Raw genomic sequence first — 24,215 nt, forward strand, 5'->3', positions numbered from 1 at the left:
AGCACCAGCGCCCGAGGCGGCCTTATAGCCGACCCTGGTTCCGGGCTGTGCGCGTAATTCCGTGGGAGCGAGCCGGCTCCGGGCGGCGTTCCGACGAAAGCTGACTATCAGCCACTAAATATCCGAGGATTGACCAAAACCCTGTGGGAGCTGGCTTGCCAGCGATGACTGATAGTCAGGCGCTGCTTGGTTTGAGGGTGTACACATCCATTCCTTTGGTGATGACTGATATAGGTTCCGCTCTTACAGCGGAGCGGAGCGTCCGACTACGCCGGAAGCAACAGCTAGGGCCGCTTCGCAGCCCAACGGGGGCAAGCCCCCTCACCACAAACGGCAAACTAAATCGCAAACTGTCGAGGTGGCCGCCTAACCCGCGTTTACGGGGATCTACTTCAACCCCAGCTTGTAAAGTCCACCGTTCTCTTCATCCGTCAGCACATACAAATAGCCATCCGGGCCCTGGCGCACGTCGCGGATGCGTTTGTTGAGTTCGCCCAGCAGGCGTTCTTCGTGCACCACGCGGTCGCCATCGAGTTGCAGGCGGATCAGGTCTTGAGTCGCCAGGGCGCCGATGAACACGTTGTGCTGCCACGGCTTGAAGCGGTCGCCGTCGTAGAAGGTCATGCCGCTGATGGCCGGGGATTTTTCCCAGACGTGGTGCGGGTTGACGGTGCCCTCGGCGGTTTTGCCGGTGGCTTCGGGGATCGGTTGGCCAGAGTAGTTGATGCCATGGGTTGCGGTAGGCCAGCCGTAGTTTTTGCCGCGTTCGATCACGTTGATTTCATCACCGCCCCGTGGGCCGTGCTCGTTTTCCCAGAGCACGCCTGTCCAAGGGTTCAGCGCCGCGCCTTGCGGGTTGCGTTGGCCGTAGGACCAGATTTCCGGGCGCACGCCGGATTGGCCCACGAACGGGTTGTCATCCGGCACCCGGCCATCGGGGTAGATGCGCACGACTTTGCCTTGCAGCTTGTCAAGATCCTGGGCGGTGGGTCGATCATTGTTTTCACCCAGGGTGACGAACAGGTAACCATCGCGATCGAACACCATCCGTGACCCGAAGTGGTTGCCGACTGACAGTTTCGGTTCCTGGCGCAGGATCACCTTGAAATCCTCCAGCCCGGTCAGGTCCTTGGACAGGCGTCCGCGCCCGACGGCCGTGCCGGCCTTGTCGCCCTGACCGCCACCTTCGGCGTAAGACAGGTAAACCATTCGGTCCTGCTTGAAGTCCGGCGACAGCACCACGTCGAGCAGACCGCCCTGGCCCTTGGCCCAGACTTTCGGCACGCCACTCAAGGGCGCCGACAGCTTGCCATCGAGGCCGACTACTCGCAGGTTGCCGGGGCGCTCGGTGACGAGCATGCCTTGCTGATCCGGCAGGAATGCCAGCGCCCAAGGATGTTCCAGGCCTTGCGCCACGGTGGTGACTTCCAGGGTGCCTTGTTCGCTTTTCAGCTCCTGAGCGGCGGCGAATGCCGGCGCGGTGCCGGCCAGTAAAGCGCTGGCGCAGAAGCTGGCCAGGAGGGTTTTACGCAACATGCAGTATTCCTTCTGTCTTGAAGCTGATCGACGGGAGCGGTTAACGAGTGTTGCCAGAGTTACGCGATTCGGCCTTGGGCGTGCTGCTCGGGGCCGGCGCCGGACGGGGCGCGCTGTTGCCAATGCCGCCGTTTTGCAGGGTCGGTGGACGCGGCACCGGGTTGACGGCGGGGCCGCGAACCGCAGGCGTGCTCGGCCGGGTGCCCTGCATGCTGTTGGGGTTGGCACGGTGAATCGGGCTGTTATAGGGATTGTTGTTGCTGTTGGGCAGGCTCTGCGCCATCGCCTGCGGCGCGCCGACGGTGGCGGCCAACAGCAACAGGCCAATGGACAATGCGCTTGCGTTCATGAGCAACCTCTCTGCCACGCGGATAACAGGGTGTTCGATAGCACGCTACGCCGGCCGTTCGCTTTTGTTAATTAAACTTCTCGCCACAGATGTAACAGGAGTTGACCCCACGCCCGATCCGCCCTGTAAATGCGGAGAAACTTTTGCCCAATGCCACAGGTCACCTGAACATCACTTTGCGAGTACACAGTCATGGCACGGGCAATCTGGAAAGGCGCAATCAGTTTCGGCTTGGTGCACATCCCTGTGGCGTTGGTGTCGGCGACCTCCTCTCAAGGGGTCGACTTCGACTGGCTGGACAAACGGACGATGGACCCGGTGGGTTACAAGCGGGTCAATAAAGTCACCGGTAAGGAAGTCACCAAGGAAAACATCGTCAAAGGCGTGCAACACGAAAAGGGACGCTACGTCGTGCTCAGCGAAGAAGAAATCCGTTCGGCGCACCCGGCGTCGACCCAGACCATCGATATCTTCGCCTTCGTTGACTCCAAGGAAATTCCCCTGCAGAACATCGATACGCCCTATTACCTGGCGCCGGACAAACGCGGCGGCAAGGTCTACGCCCTGCTCCGTGAAACCCTGATCAGCACCAAGAAAGTCGCCCTCGCCCACGTTGTGCTGCACACCCGCCAGCATCTGGCGGCGCTGATGCCGCTGGAATCGGCGATGGTCCTGGTGATGCTGCGCTGGCCGGCGGAAGTGCGCAGCCTCGATGAATTAGCGTTGACCAAGGAAGTCACCGACCCGAGCCTGGTCAAGGGTGAACTGGAAATGGCCAAGCGCCTGGTGCAGGACATGAGCGCCGACTGGCAGCCCGAGGATTACCGCGACAGTTTCGAAGACAAGATCATGGCCCTGGTGGATAAGAAAGCCCGCGAAGGCAAGATCGAAAACGTCGAGACCGAAACCGGCGAGGAACAACGCAAGAGTGCCGACGTCATCGACCTTACCGAGTTGCTCAAACGCAGCCTGGGCGGTAAGGCCACGGCCAAACCCGCGGCCAAAAGCACTGCTGCGAAAACCAGCAAGACGCCGAGCAAACCGGCAGCCGCGAAGAAAACCAAGACATCGCGGGGCTAACGCCGCAGTCATCCAGGTGCAAGGTAATCCGTCATGGCCAAACCCGTGAGTGAGTACACCCGCAAACGCAACTTCGACATCACCTCGGAGCCACCTGAGGCAGCACCCGCCAAGCGTGGAAAGAAAACGGCGTCGGCATTGCGGTTCGTGATCCAGAAGCACGACGCGCGCAACCTGCATTACGACTTTCGCCTGGAACTCGACGGCACGCTCAAGAGCTGGGCCGTGCCGAAGGGCCCGAGCCTCGATCCGACGCAAAAGCGCCTGGCGGTGCACGTCGAAGATCACCCGCTGGGGTATGGGAGTTTCGAGGGCAATATCCCCGAAGGCCAGTACGGCGCCGGTGATGTGATCGTCTGGGACCACGGCGTCTGGCAACCCCATGGCGATCCGCAAGCGACCTACAAGGCCGGCAAACTGAAATTCACTCTGATCGGCGAAAAGCTCGCGGGTGAATGGGCGCTGGTCCGCACTCATCTGCGCGGCAGCGGCGACAAGGAGCAATGGTTACTGATCAAGGAAAAAGACGCCCAGGCCAGGCCGGCCAGCGACTACGACATCGTCCAGGCGTTGCCCAAAAGCGTGCTGAGCGACGCCACGGTCGGCGACAAAAAAACCAAAGCCCCGGCCAAAAGCAAAGCCACGCCGAAAGCCAAACCCGCCGCCAAGTCCGCACCCAAAAAAGCCACCCTCCCCGACACCCTGGCGCCGCAACTGGCGACCCTGGTGGAGCGCGCACCGGACGGCGATTGGCTGTATGAAATCAAATTCGACGGCTACCGAATTCTCACGCGTATCGCAGACGGCGAAGTTCGACTGCTGACCCGCAACGGCCATGACTGGAGCGCCAAGTTGCCGGTGCAGCACAAAGCGTTGACCGCGCTGAACCTCAAGGACAGTTGGCTCGACGGCGAAGTGGTGGTGCTCAACGAGCACGGTTTGCCGGATTTCCAGGCGTTGCAGAACGCGTTCGAGATTGGCCGCAGCGTCGACATCGTTTATTACCTGTTCGACGCGCCGTTCCTGCAAGGCGTGGATCAGCGCGAGCTGCCGGTGGAAGAACGCCGCGCCGCGCTGAAAAAAGCCTTGGGCCGCAAGTCGCCAAAAGTGTTGCGTTTCTCCGAAGCCTTCGCCGCCCATCACCGAGACATTATTGAGAGCGCCTGCGCGCTGAGCCTGGAAGGCGTGATTGGCAAACGCGCCGGCAGCCCCTACGTGTCGCGCCGCAGCGATGACTGGATCAAGCTCAAGTGCCGCATGCGCCAGGAATTCGTGATCATCGGCTACACCCAGCCTCAGGGTTCGCGCAGCGGCTTCGGCGCGTTGCTGCTGGGGGTCAATGATGAGTCGGGGCTGGTCTATGCCGGGCGGGTCGGCACCGGTTTCAACCAGGCCTCGTTGAAGAGCATTCATGAACAACTGAAGGCCCGTGAGCGCAAATCATCGCCGCTGGCCAAATCGCTGACCTCGGCCCAGGCCCGCGGCGTGCATTGGGTTGAGCCGGAACTGGTCGGCGAAGTCGAATTTGCCGAGTGGACGCGCGAGGGCGTGGTGCGCCAAGCGGCCTTCGTGGCCCTGCGCACCGATAAACCGGCGTCGGAGATTATTCATGAGCAACCGACCATGCAAATGAACCGGGCGAAGAAAACCGCCGAGCCGGTAAAAACCACCAAAGCCAAATCGGCCAAGGCAGACAACGATACCGTGGCCGGGGTGAAGATCAGCCACCCGGATCGGGTGATCGATGCCGACAGTGGCGTGCAGAAATTGCAACTGGCGAAGTTTTACGAGGCGATCAGCGAACGGATTCTGCCGTTCTTGCGCGGTCGTCCTGTGTCGTTGCTGCGGGCGCCGGAAGGCGTGGCGGGCGAGCAGTTTTTCCAGAAGCACTCCGAACGCCTGGCGATCCCCAACATCAAGCAACTGGAACCTGATCTGGACCCCGGCCATGCGCGGCTGATGGAAATCGACACTCCGCAAGCGCTGATCGGTGCAGCGCAGATGGGCACTATCGAATTGCACACCTGGGGCGCCACCAGCGACCGCATCGAAACCCCCGACCTGTTTGTGCTCGACCTCGATCCGGATCCGGCCCTGCCGTGGAAATCGATGATTGAGGCGACCCAACTGACCCTGTCGGTGCTGGATGAACTGGGGCTCGACGCCTTTCTGAAAACCAGCGGCGGCAAAGGCATGCACATCATCGTGCCGCTCGCCCGCAAGGACGACTGGGACACGGTGAAAGCCTTCGCCAAAGCCATCGCGCAGTTTATGGCGCAGCAATTGCCGGAACGGATCACCGCGACCATGGGCCCGAAAAACCGGGTGGGCAAGATCTTCGTCGATTACCTGCGCAACGCCCGGGGCGCCAGTACCGTAGCCGCGTATTCGGTTCGCGCGCGGCCAGGGTTGGCGGTGTCAGTGCCAATTGCCCGGGACGAACTGAAGACACTCAAAGGCTCGGCGCAATGGACCGTGGACAATTTGCAGGAACGGCTGGAGGGGTTGAAGGGCGATCCCTGGGAGGGTTACGCCAATCGGCAGAAGATCACGGCGAAGATGTGGAAGCAGTTGGGGGCCAGGAAGCCTTGAGTTTGGAGTGCATGGATTGCCCATTCGCGAGCAGGCTCGCTCCCACAGAGCTTTGTATCGGTGGGAGAGAGCCTGCTCGCGAAGACTTAATCAGCCACGCCACACCACTCAGATCAAAATAAAGATCGCCAGCAGCCCGGCAAAAATCGACCACTTTTCCAGGTAGTAGAGTTTGCGATTGCGCTTTTTCAGCGCTTTGCCGCGCAGGCGAATTTTGTAGATTCTGGCGAACAGGCGGTTGATGCCGCCAGTCTTGTCACTCGCATCATTCGGCGCGCCGGCGGCCGACATCACGTTACGGCTGAACCAGCTATTGAACGCCGCGGCCCAGCGGTACTTCATCGGGCGCTCAATGTCGCAAAACAGGATGATGCGGTTCTGCTGGGTGGTGTTTTCCGCGTAATGAATAAAGGTCTCGTCGAACATCACCGCTTCGCCGTCGCGCCAGTGGTAGTTTTCGCCGTCGACGTTGATGTAGCAGCCGGCGTCGTTCGGCGTGTCCAGGCCCAGGTGATAACGGTAGGAACCGGCGTAAGGGTCGCGGTGACGGACCAGTTTCGAGCCCGGCGGCAGTTCGGCGAACATCGCCGCTTTGATCGAGCCGATGCTTTGCACCAGTTCAGTGGTACGCGGGCACAGCTTCATCGCCGACGGGTGGCTGTCGCCGTACCACTTCAAGTAAAAGCGCTTCCAACCACTTTTGAAGAAGGAATTGAAGCCCACGTCGTCGTACTGGTTCGAGCGCTTGATCTCGCCGGCGCGCATCAGGTTCTGGCCTTCTTCGCGGATTTCTTCCCAATGCGCCTGCAACGGGCTCAGGTCAGGAAAATCCTTGGCATCCAGGTACGGCTTGTTGGGGATCTTCGAAAACATATAAAGGAAGCAATTGATCGGCGCCAGGAACGAAGAATGGTCGCTCAACTGGCGACTCAACTTGTGACGCACGCGACCGCGCAAGTGAACGTACGCGATGGATACAACGTAAATAGCGGCAATGATGAGTTTCACGGAAATCGTCACACGTCAGAAGTGAACAAACTGCGGCCCTTGCGGGACTTGGCCAAAAAGGACTGGTGCAGTGTCTGAATACCGAACAGCGGTCCCGGCGGCACATCCATGAGCCCATGCCAGTCTTGGCGCTGGGACGATGGCTGGCATTTTAGCCACAGTTTGTAACCAATAGTGAACCTTGCGCTGATAAAAAAGTCGCGACCGCCACACCGAATGGAGCAACAACCGGCCTGCGCCCTATCGTTTACAGAGCCAGACCAGTACAATCGCCGCCAAACATTACGCGCCCCCCTTGGTTGATGCCGTCAAGACTTACGGTTTCAGCGCACTTCGACTCGGGCCAAGCGCTCTACATGCAGCTGTCCACTTATTGCCAGACGGACCTTGCGCGACTGACCGGGGTGAATGTCCCGTGTTCGGTATCGGCGCCAACGGCTATTGAATCGGTACTGCCGCAACCCTTGCTACTCTGAATGCTTCGCAGGAAAAACCTTTGATCTCTACAGCTAACATCACGATGCAGTTCGGCGCCAAGCCGTTGTTTGAAAACGTTTCGGTGAAATTCGGCGCCGGTAACCGCTATGGCCTGATCGGTGCCAACGGTTGCGGCAAATCGACTTTCATGAAAATCCTCGGCGGCGACCTCGAGCCGTCCGGCGGCCAGGTCATGCTCGAGCCGAACGTGCGCCTGGGTAAATTGCGCCAGGATCAGTTCGCCTACGAAGAATTCAGCGTGATCGACACTGTGATCATGGGCCACGAGGAGCTGTGGAAGGTCAAGGCCGAGCGCGATCGCATCTACTCGCTGCCGGAAATGACCGAAGAAGACGGCATGGCCGTGGCCGAGCTGGAAACCGAGTTCGCCGAGATGGACGGCTACACCGCCGAATCCCGCGCCGGCGAATTGCTGCTGGGCCTGGGTATCGGCATCGAGCAGCATTTCGGCCCGATGAGCGAAGTGTCGCCAGGCTGGAAACTGCGCGTGTTGCTCGCGCAGGCGCTGTTCTCCGATCCGGAAGTGCTGTTGCTCGACGAACCGACCAACCACCTGGACATCAACACCATCCGCTGGCTGGAAAACATCCTGACCCAGCGCTCCAGCCTGATGATCATCATCTCCCACGACCGTCACTTCCTGAACAGCGTGTGCACCCACATGGCTGACCTGGATTACGGCGAGCTGCGCCTGTTCCCGGGCAACTACGACGAGTACATGACCGTGGCGACCCAGTCCCGCGAGCAACTGCTGTCGGACAACGCCAAGAAGAAAGCGCAGATTTCCGAACTGCAATCGTTCGTCAGCCGCTTCTCGGCCAACGCCTCGAAGGCCAAGCAGGCGACTTCCCGTGCCAAGGCGATCGACAAGATTCAGCTGGCCGAAGTCAAGCCATCGAGCCGCGTCAGCCCGTTCATCCGTTTTGAACAGACCAAAAAGCTGCACCGTCAGGCGGTCATCGTCGAGCGCATGGCCAAAGGCTTTGACGGCAAGCCACTGTTCAAGGACTTCAGCTTCCAGGTTGAAGCCGGCGAGCGTGTGGCGATCATCGGCCCGAACGGCATCGGCAAAACTACCTTGCTGCGCACCCTGGTCAACGAACTGACCCCGGACGCCGGCACTGTGAAATGGACCGACGCCGCGGAACTGGGCTACTACGCCCAGGACCACGCTCACGACTTCGAAGACGACTGCAACCTGTTCGACTGGATGGGCCAATGGACCCAGGGCGGCGAGCAACTGGTGCGCGGCACTCTCGGCCGCATGCTGTTCTCCAACGACGAGATCCTCAAGTCGGTCAAGGTCATCTCCGGTGGTGAGCAAGGCCGCATGCTGTTCGGCAAGCTGATTCTGCAAAAGCCGAACGTGCTGATCATGGACGAACCGACCAACCACTTGGACATGGAATCCATCGAGGCGCTGAACCTGGCGCTAGAGAACTACCCGGGCACGCTGATCTTCGTCAGCCACGACCGTGAGTTCGTATCGTCCCTGGCCACCCGCATCATCGAGTTGAGCCCGAGTGGCGTGATCGACTTCAGCGGGACCTATGATGATTACCTGCGCAGTCAGGGCGTGGTGTTTTAATAGCAGCCACTCGATTCAAGCTGCTAGCAAGTAAAAGCCCTGTCCCTGTGACAGGGCTTTTTGCATTCTGGGGTGAGTGATCTGTGGTGCTGACACCTTCGCGAGCAGGCTCGCTCCCACAGGATTTTGGGGCGTACTGAGAATTTGTGGCTGCACCGGTGACACTGTGGGAGCGGGCTTGCTCGCGAAAGCGGCCGGTCATGCAGTGAAGTGGTGGACCTCAACTCCTCGTGCGAAGAGGCCTCGACGGCAACGAATATAGTTAGCCTGCTTTCTTTTATCGCCGCCCCTTGCGATTATGCCGTTCTCCCACCGCCGCCCGCGAACGAACCCTCATGCCTGCCCAGCAACAACCTCCGCAAAGCTCCATGGCGATCACGCTGCAGATCGTTTCCATCGTGTTTTATACCTTTATCGCCTTTATCTGCATCGGCCTGCCGATTGCGGTGATTCCCGGTTATGTGCATGAACAATTGGGTTTCAGTGCCATCGTCGCCGGTCTGACCATCGGCTCGCAGTACCTGGCCACCCTGCTCAGCCGGCCGATGGCCGGGCGGATGTCGGATAACGTCGGGACCAAACGGGCGATTGTCTATGGCTTGCTGGGGATTGCGCTGAGTGGCGTGCTGACCTGGTTGTCGACCCTGCTGCAAAGCCTGCCGCTGCTGAGCCTGTTAATCTTGATTGCCGGTCGCTTGCTGCTGGGCATCGCCCAGGGCCTGATCGGCGTCGGCACCATCAGTTGGTGCATGGGCGCGGTCGGGGCGGAACACACGGCGCGCTCGATCTCCTGGAACGGCATCGCCTCTTATGGCGCCATCGCGATTGGCGCGCCGCTGGGGGTAGTGATGGTGGCAGAGCTGGGCTTCTCCAGCCTTGGCATTGCTTTGACGGCGCTGTCGCTTGGCGCTTTACTGCTGATCCGCAATAAACCATCAGTTCCCGTGGTGCGCGGTGAGCGCCTGCCGTTCTGGGCGGTGTTCGGCCGCATCGCGCCGTTCGGTGCCAGCCTCAGCCTGGCGTCAATCGGCTACGGCACCCTGACCACCTTCATCACCCTCTATTACGTCAATCGCGGCTGGAGCGGCGCGGCGTACTGCCTGACCGTGTTCGGCATCTGTTTCATCCTGGCGCGCCTGGTGTTTATTTCGGCGATCAGTCGTTTCGGCGGCTTTACCTCGGCGATTGCCTGCATGTGCATCGAGACGCTCGGGTTGACCCTGCTGTGGCTAGCGCCGACTACTGCGTTCGCGCTGATCGGCGCTGGCCTGACCGGGTTTGGCCTGTCGCTGGTGTATCCAGCGCTCGGGGTGGAAGCCATCAAGCAAGTGCCTAACTCCAGTCGCGGTGCCGGGCTCAGTGCCTACGCGGTGTTCTTCGACCTGGCGCTGGCGATTGCCGGGCCGCTGATGGGTGCGGTGGCACTGAACCTGGGCTATTCGTGGATCTTCTTCTGCGCGGCGTTGCTGTCGGTGAGTGCGCTGGGGTTGACGTTGCTGCTCAAGCGACGGGCAATAGCCTAGATCGCGAGCGGCCCACCCGCCTATGTGCGAGCGAGCCTGCTCGCAAAGGCGGTGTATCAGTTAATAAACTTGTTGGAGCTGCTGGCCTCTTCGCGAGCAGGCTCCCCCCACAAGGAAAGCTGTACCCAATGCCCAATTCACTGTGGTGTCTGGACAACCGCGCTTACTGATCCGCCGTCTGCATCCCCGCCCGGCTTGGTTTGCCGAGCGTGTGGGAGAAGAAGCGCCCGGCTTCGGAGATCAGGTTGCGGTGGATGTCTTCGCGGTCGACGCCGTCAGCATCGGTGCATAGCGCCGGCATGGCGATGATTTGCTGTTCGGTGCACGGCGCCATGAACACGAAGTGCCCTGCCCCGGCCAGCAGTTTGAAGTCGGGAGCGATTGGCAGTTTGCGCGCCAGGGCCGCTGCGTTTTTATCGAAGGCCACCAGTTTGTCGCCGTCACCGCTATAGAGCAGCACCGGCACATGCACATCCGCCAGGGTGTGGCGCCCGAACTTCAAGCTCAGCGGCGCCATCAGCAACAGCGCATGCACTCGTGGGTCGGCGACCGGTTGCAGGTCGTCGCGGTCGACGATCAGTTCACCTTGGGTGTTGCAGGCGTCGCGGTCGTCCGGCCATTCCTGGCAGTAACGGCGCAAGCGATTCAGGTCCGGGGTCGCGCCTGAAAGGATCAGCGCGGTCTCGCCGCCGGCGGAATACCCGATCACCCCCACCTGCTGCGGATTGACGAACGGCGCGAGCATCGCATCGCCCAAGGTCGCGGTGATGGCTTCGGAAATCTGGATCGGCCGCCCATACAAGTTGCTCAAGGTGCCCAGACGACTGTGATCCTTGGAGTTGTCGCCGGGATGGATCACCGCCACCACCACAAAGCCTTTGCGCGCCAGCGAGGTGGCGAGATCGTGCAGCGCCAGCGGCGTGCCGACGTTGCCGTGGGACAGCATCAGCATCGGGAAGCGGCCAATGGCGACTTTGGTGTCCTGGCCGGCTTCGACCTGGTAGCCCTCCAACTGACTGACGTGTTCGAGATCACTGGAAGGGTAAAAGGCGATGGCGCGCATGGGTTGAAGATCCAGCGGATCGCGGAAGGTCATCTCGTGATAACCGACGCTCCAATGCGGATGCGGTGCTGGCGCGGCGTGCACTGAATTCAAGCCGCCGAGCAGGCAGATCAGCAACATTGCCCAAAGACGCACCATGGATGCACCACCCTTGTTACCAGACTGAGAGACCCGTACTCGCCAGAGGCGGACCTGTGCCAGTGTTGACGGCCAACAGGTTGATTGCAGCGCGGGAGCATGACGCTTGGACTGCATAACCTGGGCCAGAATTTCATACGGATGCCTGAGCGCAAAACTTTTATCGAACCTAACGCAAAAAACTCCGCATCCGGCCCTTTTGCAAGGACCGCAATGCAGAGTTTAGTGGGGATTGCCGGAGGCGGTTAGCCTCTTTACGCAAGCCTTACGCGGCGGCGAACTGGCCGCTGATCTTGGCTTTGGCACCAGTGATCGCGTTGTTCTTCACTTCGTCGCCATAAGCCAAGCCTTCAGCGCGGACGATTTCGATGTCGGTGATGCCGATAAAGCCCAGAACCAGCTTCAGATACTCTTCATGCGCGGCGCCCGAAGGCTGGCCGGCGTGGATGCCGCCGGAGGTGGAAACGATCACCACTTTCTTGCCGCCGGCCAGGCCTTCAGGGCCGGCTTCGGTGTAACGGAAGGTTTGGCCAGCGACCAGGATGCGGTCGATCCAGGCTTTCAACTGGGTTGGAATGGTGAAGTTGTACATCGGTGCAGCGATGACCACGGCGTCGGCGGCGAGGAATTCAGCCATGGTCGACGCACTCAGATCAGCTTCGTGCTGCTGGGCAGCGGTGCGCAGTTCAGCAGCGGTGCCGGCAGCCACCAGGGTCGATGCCGAGAAGTGGCTGATGGCGTCGGCGGCCAGGTCACGGTAAGTCACCACGGTGCCTGCATCGGCGGCTTTCCAGGCTTGGACAAGTTCCTGGCTCAGCGAACGGGAGGCCGAGTTGTCGCCCAGGATGCTCGAATCGATATGCAGCAGTTTCATGTGGGTACTCCAAGTAAGGATCGCCACCGGGCGATCAAGTGGAGGTGAGCCTACAGGTGAAACCAATGGCTGATTAGCCCGCAACAATGCGATAGTTTGTCCCACTGACAGGACAATCGAGCATCGCATGCAGGACCTCAACGATCTTTATTACTTTGCCAAAGTGGTTGAAGCCGGTGGCTTCGCCGCCGCCGGGCGCCTGCTGGGCATCCCCAAGTCGCGCTTGTCACGGCGCATCGCCGAACTGGAAGAGCGCTTGGGCGCGCGTTTGCTGCAGCGCACCACGCGCAATCTGAAACTTACTGCGGTGGGCGAGCGTTATCTGCGCCACTGCCAGGCCATGCTGCTGGAAGCGGAAATGGCCGATGAGGCAGTGGCGAGCATGTCCAGCGAGCCCCGTGGCCGGCTGCGGGTCAGTAGCCCGGTGGGGCTGGCCCACGAGATTCTGGCCGACGTGGTCAGCACCTTTCTGGAAAAGTGCCCGCAAGTACAGCTGGAGATGTTGCTACTCAACCGCCGCGTTGACCTGATCGCCGAAGGCGTCGACGTAGCGCTGCGCGTCCGTGAACAAGGCGATGAAGACCCGCTGCTGGTGACTCGACGGCTGCGCCAGGCGCAAATGCTACTGGTGGCCAGCCCCGCTTTCCTCGAAGGTCGCAACATTGCTCATCCCGATGACCTCAAAGGTGTGCCGGTGCTCGGCGCGCTGGAGGCCGATCGCATGGTGCACCTGCGCATGCTTGATCAAAAGGGCAAAAGCGCTGACCTGGTGATGGAGGCGCGGCTGGGCATTGACGATTTCATCGTGCGCAAAGCCAGCGCCCTCGCCGGCCACGGTTTCACCCCGCTGCCGATGATGTATTGCGAGGAAGAACTGGCCAACGGTGGCCTGGTGCAGTTGCTGCCTGAGTGGTCGCTGCCCGGCGGCTGGCTGCAAGCGGTGTACCCGCATCGGCGCGGCGTTTTGCCGGCGGTGCGCGCCTGGATCGATCACTTGGTTGAAACCTTCGAAGGCTGTGGAGAGCGCCGGCTATGACCGTGAAGAAAAAACTCAACGAAGCGGACGTCGCCGAGTTTTGCCTGAGCCTGCCTGGCGCGCGGGAGGACTATAAATGGGGCGGTGTGCGGGTGTTTTCGATTGCCGGCAGCAAAATGTTCGCCTTGCAAAACCTGCGCGGTGAGTCGCTGGCGCTCAAGGTCGACAAGGATTTGTTCCTCGGCCACTGCGACCGCCCCGGCATCCACCCGGCGCCGTATCTGGCGCGGGCGCAGTGGATCATCATGAACACGCCCTACCCGCTCGGCGCTGACGAGTTGCGCGGTCTGCTGCAGCGCTCGCACCAATTGGTGGTGAGCAAGTTGCCGAAGAAAACCCAGGTCGGCCTGCTGCTCTAGAACAACGCCAGCAGGTGTGCGCCGAGGAACAGTTGATCAATCCAGAACACTTGGTGCGCCAACACAATCAGCCAGAACACCAGTTGGAACGAGACTTTGCGGGTTTTGTGCCGGAACACCTGCTGCGCCAGCAACGCACCGGGCCAGCCACCGGCGGCTTCCAGGGCGTGCAGGACGTTCTCCGGGGTGCGCCAGCGGGCGGTCTGCGCCTTACGCTTATCGCTCCAATACAGCACAAACGCGACCACGCTGACTACGCCGTAGGCTGCCAACGCCATGGGCGTGCCCTGGCGCAGCCACAGCAGCACCGAGCCGCCCAGCGGCAAGGCGCAGAGCAGGACGAAGATCAGCAGTTTCAGGCGCAGGTGCTGAATCGACCCGCCGGCGTTGCGGCCGGACGGGCGCTCGGGACGGCGCCGGGCGCTGGCGTCACTCATGGTTGCGCGGCGGACCAGTCGACCCAGCCGAACTGCCAGGTAGCGAGGATCAGCAGGCCAAACGCAATGCGATACCAGGCGAATGCCGCGTAGCTATGGCTGGCGATGAACTTGAGCAGCCCCTTGACCGCAATCATGGCGAAGATGAACGCGGTGACAAAGCCGATTGCGAACACCGGGAAATCCGCCGGGACGAACAGCTCGCGGTACTTATAGCCCGAGTACACCGCCGCACCGACCATGGTTGGCATTGCCAGGAAGAAAGAAAACTCGGTGGCGGTTTTGCGCGACAGGCCAAACAGCAAGCCGCCGATGATGGTCGAGCCGGACCGCGAGGTGCCGGGGATCATCGCCAGGCACTGGGCGAAGCCGACTTTCAGCGCGTCTTTCCAGGTGATGTCGTCGACGCTTTCGGCGTGCACTTCGTGCTGGCGCTGTTCGGCCCACAGCATGATGATCCCGCCGATGACCAGCGCGGCAGCCACGGTGATCGGGTTAAACAGGTATTCATGGATCAAGTCGGCGAAAATCACCCCAAGCACTACGGCCGGCAGGAAGGCGATCAGCAGGTTTGCGGTAAAGCGCCGGGCGCTTGGCTGGGTCGGCAAGCCAATCACCACGTCAAAGATCTTCTTCCGGAACTCCCAGACCACAGCGAGAATGGCGCCCAATTGAATAATGATGTTGAACGCCATCGCCCGTTCGCCGCCGAACTCAAGCAAGTCAGCGACGATAATCTGGTGCCCGGTACTGGAAATCGGCAAAAACTCCGTCAGCCCTTCCACAATGCCAAGAATAAGTGCCTGCACGGCGGTCCAAAGATCCATCAATCCCCCAAGAAGCGCTGCGCGGCGGCAGGCCCCATCGATATTGTTTAATGCCAGCCTGTTGTTCGAGCTGAATTGCCGCGCGCAGGATCCACACGAAACGGTAAAAATTCCGTGAAAAATCAACTTGGATTCAGGTTTTGGCGCGCGGGGCCGAGATCCTATCAGACATGCCCGATTAACGCTGCGGCGTAATTGGACTTGGGTCGCATAGGCCCGCACCGCGAAGCGTGGTTGGATGCTGGTGGTCTTTTATTACCAGAACAAGAAACCGAGGTGACAGCGTTATGAACAGCTTGCGCAGTGTGTCGATCAGCCGACGCTTGTGGCTGATACTGATTGTGGCCGTCGTGATGCTTTTGACGTTGGGCGTGTTGATGCTCAAGCAGATTCACGACGACCTGTATTACGCCAAGGCGCAGAAAACCCAGCATGTGGTGCAGACCGCCAGCGGCATTCTCGCGTATTACCATGGCCTGGAAACCGCCGGCACCCTGAGTCGCGATGCGGCGCAGAAGCAAGCGTTGAGCGCGGTGCGTGGCTTGCGCTACGACCAGAACGAATACTTCTGGATCAACGACCTGACACCGGTCATGGTCATGCACCCGGTCAACGCCAAGCTCGAAGGCCAGAACCTTTCGGCGATCCGTGATCCGGACGGCTTTGCAGTGTTCAACGAAATGGTGGTCATAGCCAAGGCCAAGGGCGCCGGCATGGTCGACTACCGCTGGCCGAAACCCGGTGCCGAGGCGCCGGTGGAGAAAACCTCCTACGTCAAACTGTTCGAACCCTGGGGCTGGATCATCGGTTCCGGGGTGTATATCGACGACACCCAGGCCGAGTTCAAGGCGCAAGTGTGGAAAGCCTCGGCGGTCGGCCTGGTGATCGCGTTGATCATGGCGCTGCTGGTGGTGTTGATCGCCCGCAGCATCGTTCGGCCGTTGCAGGAAACTGTCAACGCCATGGCCAATATTGCCAGCGGCGAAAGTGACCTGACCCGCAGCCTCGACACCCACGGCCAGGATGAAGTGACGCAACTGGCGCGGCACTTCAATGCCTTTACCGAAAAGCTGCGCCTGGTGGTCAGCCAGTTGCAGACTTCAGCCAGCGCTTTGGGCCAGTCGTCCAGTGACCTGGGCAACGACGCCTTGCAGGCCCAGCAGCGCAGCCACCAGCAATCGCAGCAAATGGAGCTGGTAGCCACTGCGATCAACGAGGTGACCTACGGCGTGCAGGACGTGGCGAAGAACGCCGAGCAGGCCGCCAGCGAAATGCGCGATGCCGAATCCCAGGCGCAGCAGGGCCAGATCAACATCGACAGCAGCCTGCAGCAGATCGACAAGCTTTCGGGGACCATCGATCAAGCGGTGGAGGTGATTCGCACCCTGGCTGCGGAAAGCACGCAGATCGGCACGGTGCTGGAGGTGATCCGTTCGATTGCCGAGCAGACCAACCTGCTGGCGCTGAACGCCGCGATTGAAGCCGCCCGTGCCGGCGAGCAAGGCCGTGGTTTTGCGGTGGTAGCCGATGAAGTGCGGCTGTTGGCGCAGCGCACGCAGAAATCCACGGCGGAAATCCAGGCAATGATCGAGCGCTTGCAGAATCATTCTGAGGCAGCGGTCAAGGTGATCGGCGACAGCAGCCGCGCCTCGCAACTGACCATCGAACAGGCCGGCCTGGCCGGCGCCAGTTTGAATGCGATTGGCCAGGCGTTGCGCAATCTCAATGGCCTCAACACCTCGATTGCCAGCGCGACGCTGCAACAGGCGCATGTGGTGGAGGACATCAACCAAAACGTCACCCAGGCCGCCGGCCTGTCCCACAGCACCGCGCTGGCGGCGGAACAGTCGAGCGTGGCCAGTGTACGGTTGAAGGACTTGAGCGAGCAGTTGAACGGGTTGCTGCGCCAGTTCCGGGTTTGATGCGGTAGCCGGGCTGTGGTGTTCCCTTGTGGGAGCGAGCCGGCTCCGAGCGGCGTTCCGACGAAGGCTATTTTCGTGCTGACGAGGAAATCGCGGATGTCCCCAAACACTGTGGGAGCCTGGCTTGCCAGCGATGACTTTTTATCAGCCACTAGAGATTTTGCAGGTGTACATATCCATTTCTTTTGTGAAGGCTGATATGGGTTCCGCTCTTACAGCGGGTTACTTGGAAAAGCGCCAAGTAACCAAGCGCTTTAATCCCCTCCATTCGGTGCCTCGCTAAGGCTCGGCATTCCCTCACTCCGGCCTTGCTCCGTGGGCCCGCCGCCATCCGCCATCCCTGGCCGGGGGCGGCTACCTCGGCATCCCTGCCGAGGTGCCCACTGCGCAAGACCTGCGTTCTGCCTCTGGTTCACGGGGCAGAGCAGATCAAAAGCAAAAGCCAGATCAAGAGCAGCCGAGGCGGCCTAGTAGCCGACCTGGCTTCGGATTGTTCGTGTTCCCCTTGTGGAAGCGAGCTCGCTCGCGAAGGCGTCCCGTGAGGCAATACATCTCCATGGCTCGTGCACCTCATCGCGGGCTTGCCAGCGATGGCTACTTCCCTGCTGACGAGTAAATTGCGGATGTCCCAAAACCCTGTGGGAGCTGCGGTGCGACGATTCGACTTGCCAGCGATGAGTCCCGGCCAGGCAATTAAGCTCTGATTGTTCTCACACCCGAGGTGAAAGACAGCCAAGACGGTCCCGGAGGCTAAGGGTGCCAAGCCTCCTCGCCGCAAAAAACAGTACAATCGCGCCCTCTTCCACTCCCCCAAGGAAACGTCCATGTCCGGGCTTGAACTGTTTGCTGCTGCGCTCGGCGTGGTTGCGGTTTGGTTGACGGTCAAGCAGAACCCTTGGTGCTGGCCGATCGGGTTGGTGATGGTGTTGCTGTACAGCTGGGTGTTTTACGACGTGAAGTTGTATTCCGACATGTTGCTGCAAGTGGTGTATGCCGGGTTGCAGGTGTATGGCTGGCGGCAATGGACGCGGGGCGGCGCGACGCATGCGGGGCGTCAGGTCAGTAGCCTGGGCGCGCTCTCGATTGCGGGTGGTCTGGCGGTCGGCGGTGTTGGCAGTCTGCTGCTTGGGGCGGCCATGGCGCATTGGACCGATGCCGCGCAGCCCTGGCTGGATGCCGCGCTCACCGGGTTCAGCCTGGTGGCGCAAGGGTGGATGGCGCAGAAGCGAGTACAGTGCTGGCCGTTGTGGATTGCCCTGGATGTGATTTTCGTCGGCCTGTTTATTTACAAAGACCTTTACCTCACCGCCGGGCTGTATGCCGTGTTCACCGTGATTGCCGTGCAAGGCTGGCGTGAATGGCAGGCCGACCCGGCGCTGCGTGCCGCATGAAAGTCCTGGTGCTGACCGGCCCTGAATCCAGCGGCAAGAGCTGGCTGTCCGCCGAATTGCTGCAGCGCTTCGGTGGCGTGGTGGTGGGTGAGTATGTGCGCTGGTTCATCGAGCAGCGCCTGTCGGGCGAAAACGCTCGTGAAACTTGCCTGGCGGATATTCCCGAGATCGCCCACGGGCAACTGGCCTGGGAAGATGCAGCGCGTGCGGAGCAACCGGCGCTGCTGATCCTCGATACCCACCTGCTGAGCAATATGCTCTGGAGCCAGACCCTGTTCGGCGCTTGCCCGAACTGGCTGGAACCGGCGCTGCTGGCGCGGCATTACGACCTGCACCTGCTATTGTCGCCGCAGGCCGTACCATGGACCGATGATGGCCAGCGTTGCCAGCCCGATCTCGCCCAGCGCCAGGCGTTTTTCGAGGCCACTGAACGCTGGCTGCGACAGCATGCTCAGCCATTCGAGGTCATTCAGGGCGATTGGGTACAACGCCGAGCCTTAGCGGTTGCAGCGGTCGAGCGACTATTGGCGGATCGAGAGTCCCCACATCCCGCCAAATTCACTGCCTGCAACCCCAATGTGTCCACTCCTGAAACACCCTAGCCCCCTGAAAAGGCCCGAATACAGCGCCTTCACCGTTTCGTCATGACGATTGTTAAAGCGATGAAACACCACTCAGCAAACCCTTGCGCTAGAGCCATTCCCTTAAAAACTTCAGTTTGCCCATCAGCGCGCTGTATCACGATTGAAACAACCCGAACGGTGCATTCCCGCCGCCATTTCCTAACTGCTTGAAATTCAAAGACAACTCAAAAGCGGCACAGCTTTCGCTCTCTCCTTCACAACGCTGACTAGGGCCAGCCCGCTGAAGAAGGAATTGCTGCCGTGGGGAATTTCCAGAAAACCTGTAACTGCCTCCTGCTGATCGGCTGTGCCGCCAGCACCGTGGTTAGCCTGTCGGCCCAGGCCGAAGGCAATGGGGTGATCGTTCTCAATCGTGACGTCCAGCCGCACGCCATTGGCCGCAGCGCCGGCAAAGACCCCTACCCGACCACTGTCAACGCCAACCCTTCCGCTCGCATCAGCCAGAGCATGACCAGCACCGAACTGTCCGATGGCGATTTCGCCGGAGTTGCCAGCGGTGCAGCGATGCGCAACAGCATGACGCAGAACAACTCTCAACTGCCCGGCCTCAACACCGTCACCAATCCTGCCGGCATGCCGGGCATGCGTGCGGGCCACGGTGGCGGCAGTGGCAGCGCGATTTCCGGCACGATCAATCGCGCCATGAGTTCGGGCTTGGCCCCACTCGGTCGCCTGGCCGGGGGGCAATAAGATGAATCGTTCGCTGATCCTCATCGCGATGCTGGCCAGCACCAGCGCAATGGCCGACCCGAGCGCCATCGACACCGCCAGGATTCATGATTCCGGCGCCTATTACAAAGGCAACTACAACGTCAACCAGGCCGCCGGCGACCAGAACCAGCAGACCAACGTCAAGGCGATCGCCATTGGCACCAACGCCAACGCGAGCACCCAGATCCAGCAGAAACTCGATACGCCCGCTGATCGCTCGGTCAACGCGAGCTCCACCATCGGCGGCACCTCTTTCAGTAATGGCAACGGGATCCTGGGCGTCAACCAGGCCTCCGGTGCCAACAACCAGATGGCCAACGCTGTGCGGGTCAGCATCAGTGCTGCACCGCAGAGCGTTGACGATAGCGCCCTTTCTCAACAGAACGTGGCGTTGCTACCAAGCTCAGGAGCAACTGGCACCCCAATCGGCAGTCGCCAGGTCGTTACCAGCGACCAGGCCTTCACCGGCAGCCGTGGAGTAACCCAGGTGAACCAGAGTGCAGGGGTGGGGAACCGCATGGCTAACACCCTGAGCATCCGGGTCGCTGACTGACCCAATACCGCAGTGAGCAGTGCATTAGAAAGTACCAACACTTAACCAACTAATAAGCACGGAGAAACACCATGAAACCAACAATGGCTATCAAACCACTGGTTTTCGCCCTCGCAGCAGTAATGGCAATGGCCGCACACGCGGACCGTAATGACAACAATCATGGTGGTGGCGGCGGCGGCAACCACGGTGGTGGCGGTAACCACGGCGGTGGCAACCACGAACCCGAAGGCCCAAGCCTGGAAGAACTGCTGCAGATCGGTGCCGGCGCTGGGGCTGCCGTGCTTGATGTGCAGAACAGCTCGGGCAACAGCGTGAGCAACCAGGGCACCGAAAACAACGGCCGGGCCGAGAACTCGCTGAACGGCTCCAACGGCAACATCGGCGCCAACGTTGCAGGCGGTGACGGCAACCAACAAGACAACGCCGCTGCACTGGCCACCGCCGACGAAGCCTTTATTTTCGGCACCGCGGTCGCTGCTTCCAGCGCCACTCAGTACAACACCAACAACTACGTGAAAAACTCGTCGACCCGCAACAACGCTACGATGAGCAGCGTGGGTAACGACGGTTCCGGCAACATCGGTGTCAACGTCACCGCCGGCAACTTCAACCAACAGAAAAACAACCTCGCTATCGCTGTGTCCGGCGGTCGTGTGGCTCAAGCCGCTGCCTCGGCTAACCAGTCCTCGACTGGCCTGAATGTCGACAACAAAGGCGTTGCTGTCATGAAGAAAGATACCCTCACCGGTACTTTCGCAGCAGCTGGCGCGTTTGCCGCAGTGGGTGAAGCCACTACCGAAGGCAATGGCAACGGTGGCGGTCACGGTGGTGGTCACAGCGGTGGCGGTTACGGCAACAAAGGCGGTAATGGTGGCGGCAACGGTGGTGGCAACCACGGCGGCAACGGCGATACCACTTCCGACTTCGTCGCAGTGGGTGTATTCGGCTTGGCCGGTGTGACCACTCAACAAGTGCTGACCAAAGATGGCTGGAAAAACCCAACCATCAACAATGCCAGCATGACCAACTCGGGGAACAACTTCTCCGGCAACGGCGGCTTCAACACCTCGGCTGGTGTGGGCAACCAACAAAGCAACTCGCTGTCCATCGCTGCGGGCTGCAAAGCCTGCCTGTAATCGCGAAAGTCAGAAAGCCCCGGCAACGGGGCTTTTCCACAAGTCCGCACAGGCGTAACCGACATGCGCAAACCTGCTCTCATTGCCCTGCTGTGCTTTGCTGGCCTGACCCAGGCCGGGCAGATCCCGGTCGCCGCCCTTCCCGGCGGTGTACTCGTCTACAAGCAAGTGCAAAGCGTACGTGAGCGCAAGTTCAGCGACATCGTCGAGCAAAAGACCGACTTCAGTTGCGGTGCCGCCGCGCTGGCGACGATCTTGCGCCAGGCTTACTGGCTCGACGTCGATGAGGAGCACATCATCAAAGGCATGCTGGTCAATGCTGACCAGGACCTGGTTCGTACCCAGGGTTTTTCCATGCTCGACATGAAACGCTACGTTGAAAGCATCGGCATGCGTGCCCGGGGCTACAAAATACCGAGGGAAAAACTGGACGCAGTGACGATCCCGGTGGTGGTACTGGTGGATATTCGTGGTTACAAGCACTTCGTGGTGTTGCAGCGCTCCGATAAGGACTGGGTCTATATCGCCGACCCGGTACTGGGTCATAAACGCTACTCCCACGATGACTTTGTCAAAGGTTGGAACGGTATTGTTTTCGCCATCGTCGGCCCCGGTTACGACAAAGCCAACGCTTTGCTCGATCCGCCTGTGCCGCTGACGGCCAAGAACAAGCTCGATCAATTCAACCCGGTCAAAGATGCCGAACTGATGGACTTTGGATTTATCCAGAGCGATTTCTTTTAAGCGTCCACACAATAAAGGAGCAGGACGCTCCGGGAGCAGTAGATGAAAACTTCATACTGGCTGGCCGCCGCCTGCCTGGCCGCAAGTACATCCAGCTTCGCCACACAAAGTTTCAAACCTATCGAAATCAAGGACCAGGAGCTTTCCGAGCTTCGCGGTCGTTATGTGATGCCGGGGCGCATTATCAGCTTCGGCATTGTCATGAGCAGCACCTGGCGCAACGCCAGTGGTGATGTGATCGGCGCTCGTTCGTCGATGCAGGTCCAGAGTTCTACGATCAAACCCGAATTCTATGTCTCGACCATTAACGAAAGGGGCAATGGCAGTACATCTGAGCAAGGCACCGGGAACATCGTTGGTGGCGCCGGCCTGAACAGCTCCCAGGGCGTAACCCAAAGCGTTCGTGCCGCCGGCGACGGCAACAGCGCCTATAACAACGTTGCGATCAACGTCAAAGAAGCCAGCCGCGCCCCCGCCCTCGAACCAACCCAGGGCCAGGCCTTGATGGCCGGCCAGACCATTACCGGCAGCAACGCCGCCGGCAATGTCGCGGTCTCCGCCACCGGTGGCGGCGTGCAAATGTCGATTCAGGCCAACAACAACCAGGGCAGCGCCCTGCAACAAGTTGCGCAAAGTGGCCTGTTGCAAAACACCCGTCTGACCGGCAACAGCAACTTCGTCAACAACATGACGCAACTAAACGTTGTGCTTAACAATAATGGTATGACCCCCGGGGCACTGGACTGCAATTTAACCCAACTCAGGGGCCTACGAAGTCTTGGATATTGAACTACGCTGACTCCGACCATGAGCACTAAAGGGACGGCTACTTCATGTATCGATCGGTATCGTTGCGCGCAGTTGTATGTCTGAGCACTCTGTTTCCCGCGGCTATGCTGCATGCAGCGCCCGATGCGGATATCGAGACCCTGAAACAAGAACTTCTGGAGTTGAAACAACGCTACGAAGTCCAGCAAAAAGCCTTGGCGGTACTCGAGCAACGTGTCCGCCAGGTGGAAGACCAGCCCGCGGCCCCGCAACCCAAACGCCTGGCCAAGTCGCCTGCCGACATGAGAGGCAATCCCCCAGTGGCAAAAACGGGTACCGGCGCGGGCGCGGCTTCCGGTGGTGCAGCCGGTGGTACCGGCAGTTCCTACGGTCAGTCGCTGGCCGATGATTCGCAACCGGCGCAATCGGTGTCCAACCTCTACGATGAGGCCAGCGGCTTCTTTGGCGGCGGCAAGTTCAGCTTCGAGACCGGCCTGACCTACTCGCGCTACGACACGCGGCAGTTGATCCTCAATGGCTTCCTGGCCCTGGACTCGATCTTCCTCGGTAACATCAACCTGGACCGGATCAAGGCCGACACCTGGACCCTCGACCTCACCGGGCGCTACAACTTCGACAATCGCTGGCAGTTCGACCTCAACGTGCCGGTGGTCTACCGCGAGTCGACGTACCAGTCCGGCGGCGCCAACGGCGGCGCGGCCAGTGTGACCAGCGAAGAAACCGTGACCCGCGATCCGGAGATCGGCGACGTCAACTTCGGCATTGCCTACAAGTTCATGGATGAGTCGTATAACACGCCGGACGCCGTGGTCACCCTGCGCGTCAAGGCCCCGACCGGCAAGGATCCGTTCGGTATCAAGCTGCGCCAGACCGACGCCAACTCCAACCTGTTCGTGCCGGACACCCTGCCCACCGGCAACGGCGTCTGGTCGATCACCCCCGGCATCTCGCTGGTCAAGACCTTCGACCCGGCCGTGCTGTTCGGCAGCTTGTCTTACACCCACAACCTCGAGGAATCGTTCGACGACATTAGCTCGACGGTCAACCAGAAAACCCCGGGCAAGGTCCGGATTGGCGACAGCTTCCAGATCGGCGCCGGTATCGCTTTCGCACTGAACGAGAAGATGAGTATGTCGTTCTCGGTCTCGGACCTGGTGCAACGCCGCAGCAAGTTGAAACAGGATGGCGGCGACTGGGAATCGGTGGTGTCCAGCGATGCCAACGCCGGCTACTTCAACGTCGGCATGACCGTGGCGGCCAGCGACAACCTGACCATCGTGCCGCAACTGTCGATCGGCCTGACCGACGATGCGCCGGACTTCTCCTTCAGCCTGAAATTCCCGTACTACTTCTAAGCGTCAGCGCACAAAAAACCCTCGCACTCGCGGGGGTTTTTCATTGGGTGTGAAATAAG

21 protein-coding genes and 1 pseudogene are annotated in these 24,215 nt (G+C 60.4%); 15 read left to right on the plus strand and 7 right to left on the minus strand.

Going from position 1 to position 24,215, the window contains the following annotated elements; all coding sequences use genetic code 11:
* Positions 1–387: 387 nt before the first annotated feature.
* Both RG836_RS02855 and RG836_RS02860 read right to left on the minus strand, forming a co-directional pair.
* Positions 388–1,536, minus strand: a complete 1,149-nt coding sequence (locus RG836_RS02855) for a PQQ-dependent sugar dehydrogenase (protein ID WP_310843049.1) — start codon at positions 1,534–1,536, stop codon at positions 388–390.
* A gap of 40 nt (positions 1,537–1,576) precedes the next feature.
* Positions 1,577–1,885 carry a hypothetical protein gene (locus RG836_RS02860; RefSeq protein WP_310843050.1) on the minus strand — a complete coding sequence of 103 codons (309 nt, stop codon included), beginning with the start codon at positions 1,883–1,885 and terminating at the stop codon, positions 1,577–1,579.
* A 192-nt stretch (positions 1,886–2,077) separates the two neighbouring features.
* Between RG836_RS02860 and ku the strand changes: the two genes are divergently transcribed.
* Entirely contained in the window at positions 2,078–2,965 is an 888-nt protein-coding gene (ku, locus tag RG836_RS02865) for a non-homologous end joining protein Ku (RefSeq protein ID WP_310843051.1), read from the plus strand.
* A gap of 33 nt (positions 2,966–2,998) precedes the next feature.
* Positions 2,999–5,557, plus strand: a complete 2,559-nt coding sequence (gene ligD, locus RG836_RS02870) for a DNA ligase D (RefSeq protein WP_310843053.1) — start codon at positions 2,999–3,001, stop codon at positions 5,555–5,557.
* Between the two features lie 108 nt (positions 5,558–5,665).
* Here ligD and lpxO read toward each other — a convergent pair whose 3' ends face one another.
* A complete protein-coding gene (gene lpxO / locus RG836_RS02875; protein WP_310843054.1) occupies positions 5,666–6,565 on the minus strand; it encodes a lipid A hydroxylase LpxO in 900 nt (299 codons plus the stop codon).
* Between the two features lie 496 nt (positions 6,566–7,061).
* On the opposite strand from lpxO, the gene RG836_RS02880 reads away from it, so the two are divergent.
* Together RG836_RS02880 and RG836_RS02885 are read left to right on the plus strand one after the other, a co-directional pair.
* Positions 7,062–8,651 carry an ABC-F family ATPase gene (locus tag RG836_RS02880; protein ID WP_310843057.1) on the plus strand — a complete coding sequence of 530 codons (1,590 nt, stop codon included), beginning with the start codon at positions 7,062–7,064 and terminating at the stop codon, positions 8,649–8,651.
* Positions 8,652–8,986: 335 nt separating this feature from the next.
* Positions 8,987–10,174, plus strand: coding sequence for an MFS transporter (locus tag RG836_RS02885; protein WP_310843058.1), 1,188 nt, complete (start codon positions 8,987–8,989; stop codon positions 10,172–10,174).
* Positions 10,175–10,337: 163 nt separating this feature from the next.
* Here the strand turns inward: RG836_RS02885 and RG836_RS02890 are convergent, their stop codons facing one another.
* Positions 10,338–11,375 (minus strand): alpha/beta hydrolase family protein, encoded by a 1,038-nt coding sequence (locus RG836_RS02890; protein ID WP_310843059.1) that lies wholly within the window; start codon positions 11,373–11,375, stop codon positions 10,338–10,340.
* Positions 11,376–11,640: 265 nt separating this feature from the next.
* A complete protein-coding gene (locus tag RG836_RS02895) occupies positions 11,641–12,249 on the minus strand; it encodes an FMN-dependent NADH-azoreductase (protein WP_310843060.1) in 609 nt (202 codons plus the stop codon).
* Between the two features lie 127 nt (positions 12,250–12,376).
* Here RG836_RS02895 and RG836_RS02900 point away from each other — a divergent pair, with 127 nt between their 5' ends.
* Both RG836_RS02900 and RG836_RS02905 read left to right on the plus strand, forming a co-directional pair.
* Complete coding sequence (locus RG836_RS02900) at positions 12,377–13,285, plus strand: LysR substrate-binding domain-containing protein (RefSeq protein WP_310843061.1); 909 nt, start codon at positions 12,377–12,379, stop codon at positions 13,283–13,285.
* Positions 13,282–13,644: an MmcQ/YjbR family DNA-binding protein gene (locus RG836_RS02905; RefSeq protein ID WP_310843062.1), complete on the plus strand. Its 363-nt coding sequence runs from the start codon at positions 13,282–13,284 to the stop codon at positions 13,642–13,644. The genes RG836_RS02900 and RG836_RS02905 overlap by 4 nt, the downstream gene beginning before the upstream one ends.
* Here the strand turns inward: RG836_RS02905 and RG836_RS02910 are convergent.
* Positions 13,641–14,081: a DUF1294 domain-containing protein gene (locus RG836_RS02910; RefSeq protein WP_310843063.1), complete on the minus strand. Its 441-nt coding sequence runs from the start codon at positions 14,079–14,081 to the stop codon at positions 13,641–13,643. The genes RG836_RS02905 and RG836_RS02910 overlap by 4 nt on opposite strands.
* Entirely contained in the window at positions 14,078–14,908 is an 831-nt protein-coding gene (locus RG836_RS02915) for an undecaprenyl-diphosphate phosphatase (protein ID WP_310843064.1), read from the minus strand. Before RG836_RS02915 ends, RG836_RS02910 begins: the two co-directional genes overlap by 4 nt.
* Before the next feature lie 287 nt (positions 14,909–15,195).
* Between RG836_RS02915 and RG836_RS02920 the strand changes: the two genes are divergently transcribed.
* The 9 genes and pseudogenes from RG836_RS02920 (at position 15,196) to RG836_RS02960 (ending at position 24,156) form a co-directional block, all read left to right on the plus strand.
* Entirely contained in the window at positions 15,196–16,830 is a 1,635-nt protein-coding gene (locus RG836_RS02920; protein ID WP_310843065.1) for a methyl-accepting chemotaxis protein, read from the plus strand.
* Positions 16,831–17,654: 824 nt separating this feature from the next.
* On the plus strand, positions 17,655–18,221 hold the full coding sequence (pnuC, locus tag RG836_RS02925; protein WP_310843066.1) for a nicotinamide riboside transporter PnuC: 567 nt from the start codon (positions 17,655–17,657) through the stop codon (positions 18,219–18,221).
* Positions 18,218–18,748: pseudogene (locus RG836_RS02930) on the plus strand (AAA family ATPase); the annotation flags it as partial. The gene pnuC and the pseudogene RG836_RS02930, both read left to right, overlap by 4 nt.
* Positions 18,749–19,105: 357 nt before the next feature.
* Complete coding sequence (locus RG836_RS02935) at positions 19,106–19,555, plus strand: hypothetical protein (RefSeq protein WP_310843067.1); 450 nt, start codon at positions 19,106–19,108, stop codon at positions 19,553–19,555.
* A gap of 1 nt (position 19,556) precedes the next feature.
* A complete protein-coding gene (locus tag RG836_RS02940; protein ID WP_310843068.1) occupies positions 19,557–20,129 on the plus strand; it encodes an adhesin in 573 nt (190 codons plus the stop codon).
* Positions 20,130–20,200: 71 nt separating this feature from the next.
* Complete coding sequence (locus RG836_RS02945) at positions 20,201–21,268, plus strand: heme utilization protein (protein ID WP_310843069.1); 1,068 nt, start codon at positions 20,201–20,203, stop codon at positions 21,266–21,268.
* 63 nt (positions 21,269–21,331) lie between these two features.
* Positions 21,332–22,012 carry a C39 family peptidase gene (locus tag RG836_RS02950; protein WP_310843070.1) on the plus strand — a complete coding sequence of 227 codons (681 nt, stop codon included), beginning with the start codon at positions 21,332–21,334 and terminating at the stop codon, positions 22,010–22,012.
* A 42-nt stretch (positions 22,013–22,054) separates the two neighbouring features.
* The gene (locus RG836_RS02955; RefSeq protein ID WP_310843071.1) at positions 22,055–22,801 is read left to right on the plus strand and encodes a hypothetical protein; all 747 of its coding nucleotides are present in this window, start codon (positions 22,055–22,057) and stop codon (positions 22,799–22,801) included.
* 44 nt (positions 22,802–22,845) lie between these two features.
* A complete protein-coding gene (locus tag RG836_RS02960) occupies positions 22,846–24,156 on the plus strand; it encodes a hypothetical protein (protein ID WP_310843072.1) in 1,311 nt (436 codons plus the stop codon).
* Positions 24,157–24,215 lie beyond the last annotated feature (59 nt).

It is taken from the genome of Pseudomonas rhizozeae (assembly GCF_031583775.1).
In the GTDB taxonomy this organism is placed as follows: Bacteria; Pseudomonadota; Gammaproteobacteria; order Pseudomonadales; family Pseudomonadaceae; genus Aquipseudomonas.

What these genes read in the sequence shown, in the direction of transcription:
- RG836_RS02855 (WP_310843049.1), bottom strand. Translation starts at nt 1,536, where the DNA reads ATGTTGCGTAAAACCCTCCTGGCCAGCTTCTGCGCCAGCGCTTTACTG.
- RG836_RS02860 (WP_310843050.1), bottom strand. Translation starts at nt 1,885, where the DNA reads ATGAACGCAAGCGCATTGTCCATTGGCCTGTTGCTGTTGGCCGCCACC.
- ku (WP_310843051.1), top strand. Translation starts at nt 2,078, where the DNA reads ATGGCACGGGCAATCTGGAAAGGCGCAATCAGTTTCGGCTTGGTGCAC.
- ligD (WP_310843053.1), top strand. Translation starts at nt 2,999, where the DNA reads ATGGCCAAACCCGTGAGTGAGTACACCCGCAAACGCAACTTCGACATC.
- RG836_RS02885 (WP_310843058.1), top strand. Translation starts at nt 8,987, where the DNA reads ATGCCTGCCCAGCAACAACCTCCGCAAAGCTCCATGGCGATCACGCTG.
- RG836_RS02890 (WP_310843059.1), bottom strand. Translation starts at nt 11,375, where the DNA reads ATGGTGCGTCTTTGGGCAATGTTGCTGATCTGCCTGCTCGGCGGCTTG.
- RG836_RS02895 (WP_310843060.1), bottom strand. Translation starts at nt 12,249, where the DNA reads ATGAAACTGCTGCATATCGATTCGAGCATCCTGGGCGACAACTCGGCC.
- RG836_RS02900 (WP_310843061.1), top strand. Translation starts at nt 12,377, where the DNA reads ATGCAGGACCTCAACGATCTTTATTACTTTGCCAAAGTGGTTGAAGCC.
- RG836_RS02905 (WP_310843062.1), top strand. Translation starts at nt 13,282, where the DNA reads ATGACCGTGAAGAAAAAACTCAACGAAGCGGACGTCGCCGAGTTTTGC.
- RG836_RS02910 (WP_310843063.1), bottom strand. Translation starts at nt 14,081, where the DNA reads ATGAGTGACGCCAGCGCCCGGCGCCGTCCCGAGCGCCCGTCCGGCCGC.
- RG836_RS02915 (WP_310843064.1), bottom strand. Translation starts at nt 14,908, where the DNA reads ATGGATCTTTGGACCGCCGTGCAGGCACTTATTCTTGGCATTGTGGAA.
- RG836_RS02920 (WP_310843065.1), top strand. Translation starts at nt 15,196, where the DNA reads ATGAACAGCTTGCGCAGTGTGTCGATCAGCCGACGCTTGTGGCTGATA.
- pnuC (WP_310843066.1), top strand. Translation starts at nt 17,655, where the DNA reads ATGTCCGGGCTTGAACTGTTTGCTGCTGCGCTCGGCGTGGTTGCGGTT.
- RG836_RS02940 (WP_310843068.1), top strand. Translation starts at nt 19,557, where the DNA reads ATGAATCGTTCGCTGATCCTCATCGCGATGCTGGCCAGCACCAGCGCA.
- RG836_RS02945 (WP_310843069.1), top strand. Translation starts at nt 20,201, where the DNA reads ATGAAACCAACAATGGCTATCAAACCACTGGTTTTCGCCCTCGCAGCA.
- RG836_RS02950 (WP_310843070.1), top strand. Translation starts at nt 21,332, where the DNA reads ATGCGCAAACCTGCTCTCATTGCCCTGCTGTGCTTTGCTGGCCTGACC.
- RG836_RS02955 (WP_310843071.1), top strand. Translation starts at nt 22,055, where the DNA reads ATGAAAACTTCATACTGGCTGGCCGCCGCCTGCCTGGCCGCAAGTACA.
- RG836_RS02960 (WP_310843072.1), top strand. Translation starts at nt 22,846, where the DNA reads ATGTATCGATCGGTATCGTTGCGCGCAGTTGTATGTCTGAGCACTCTG.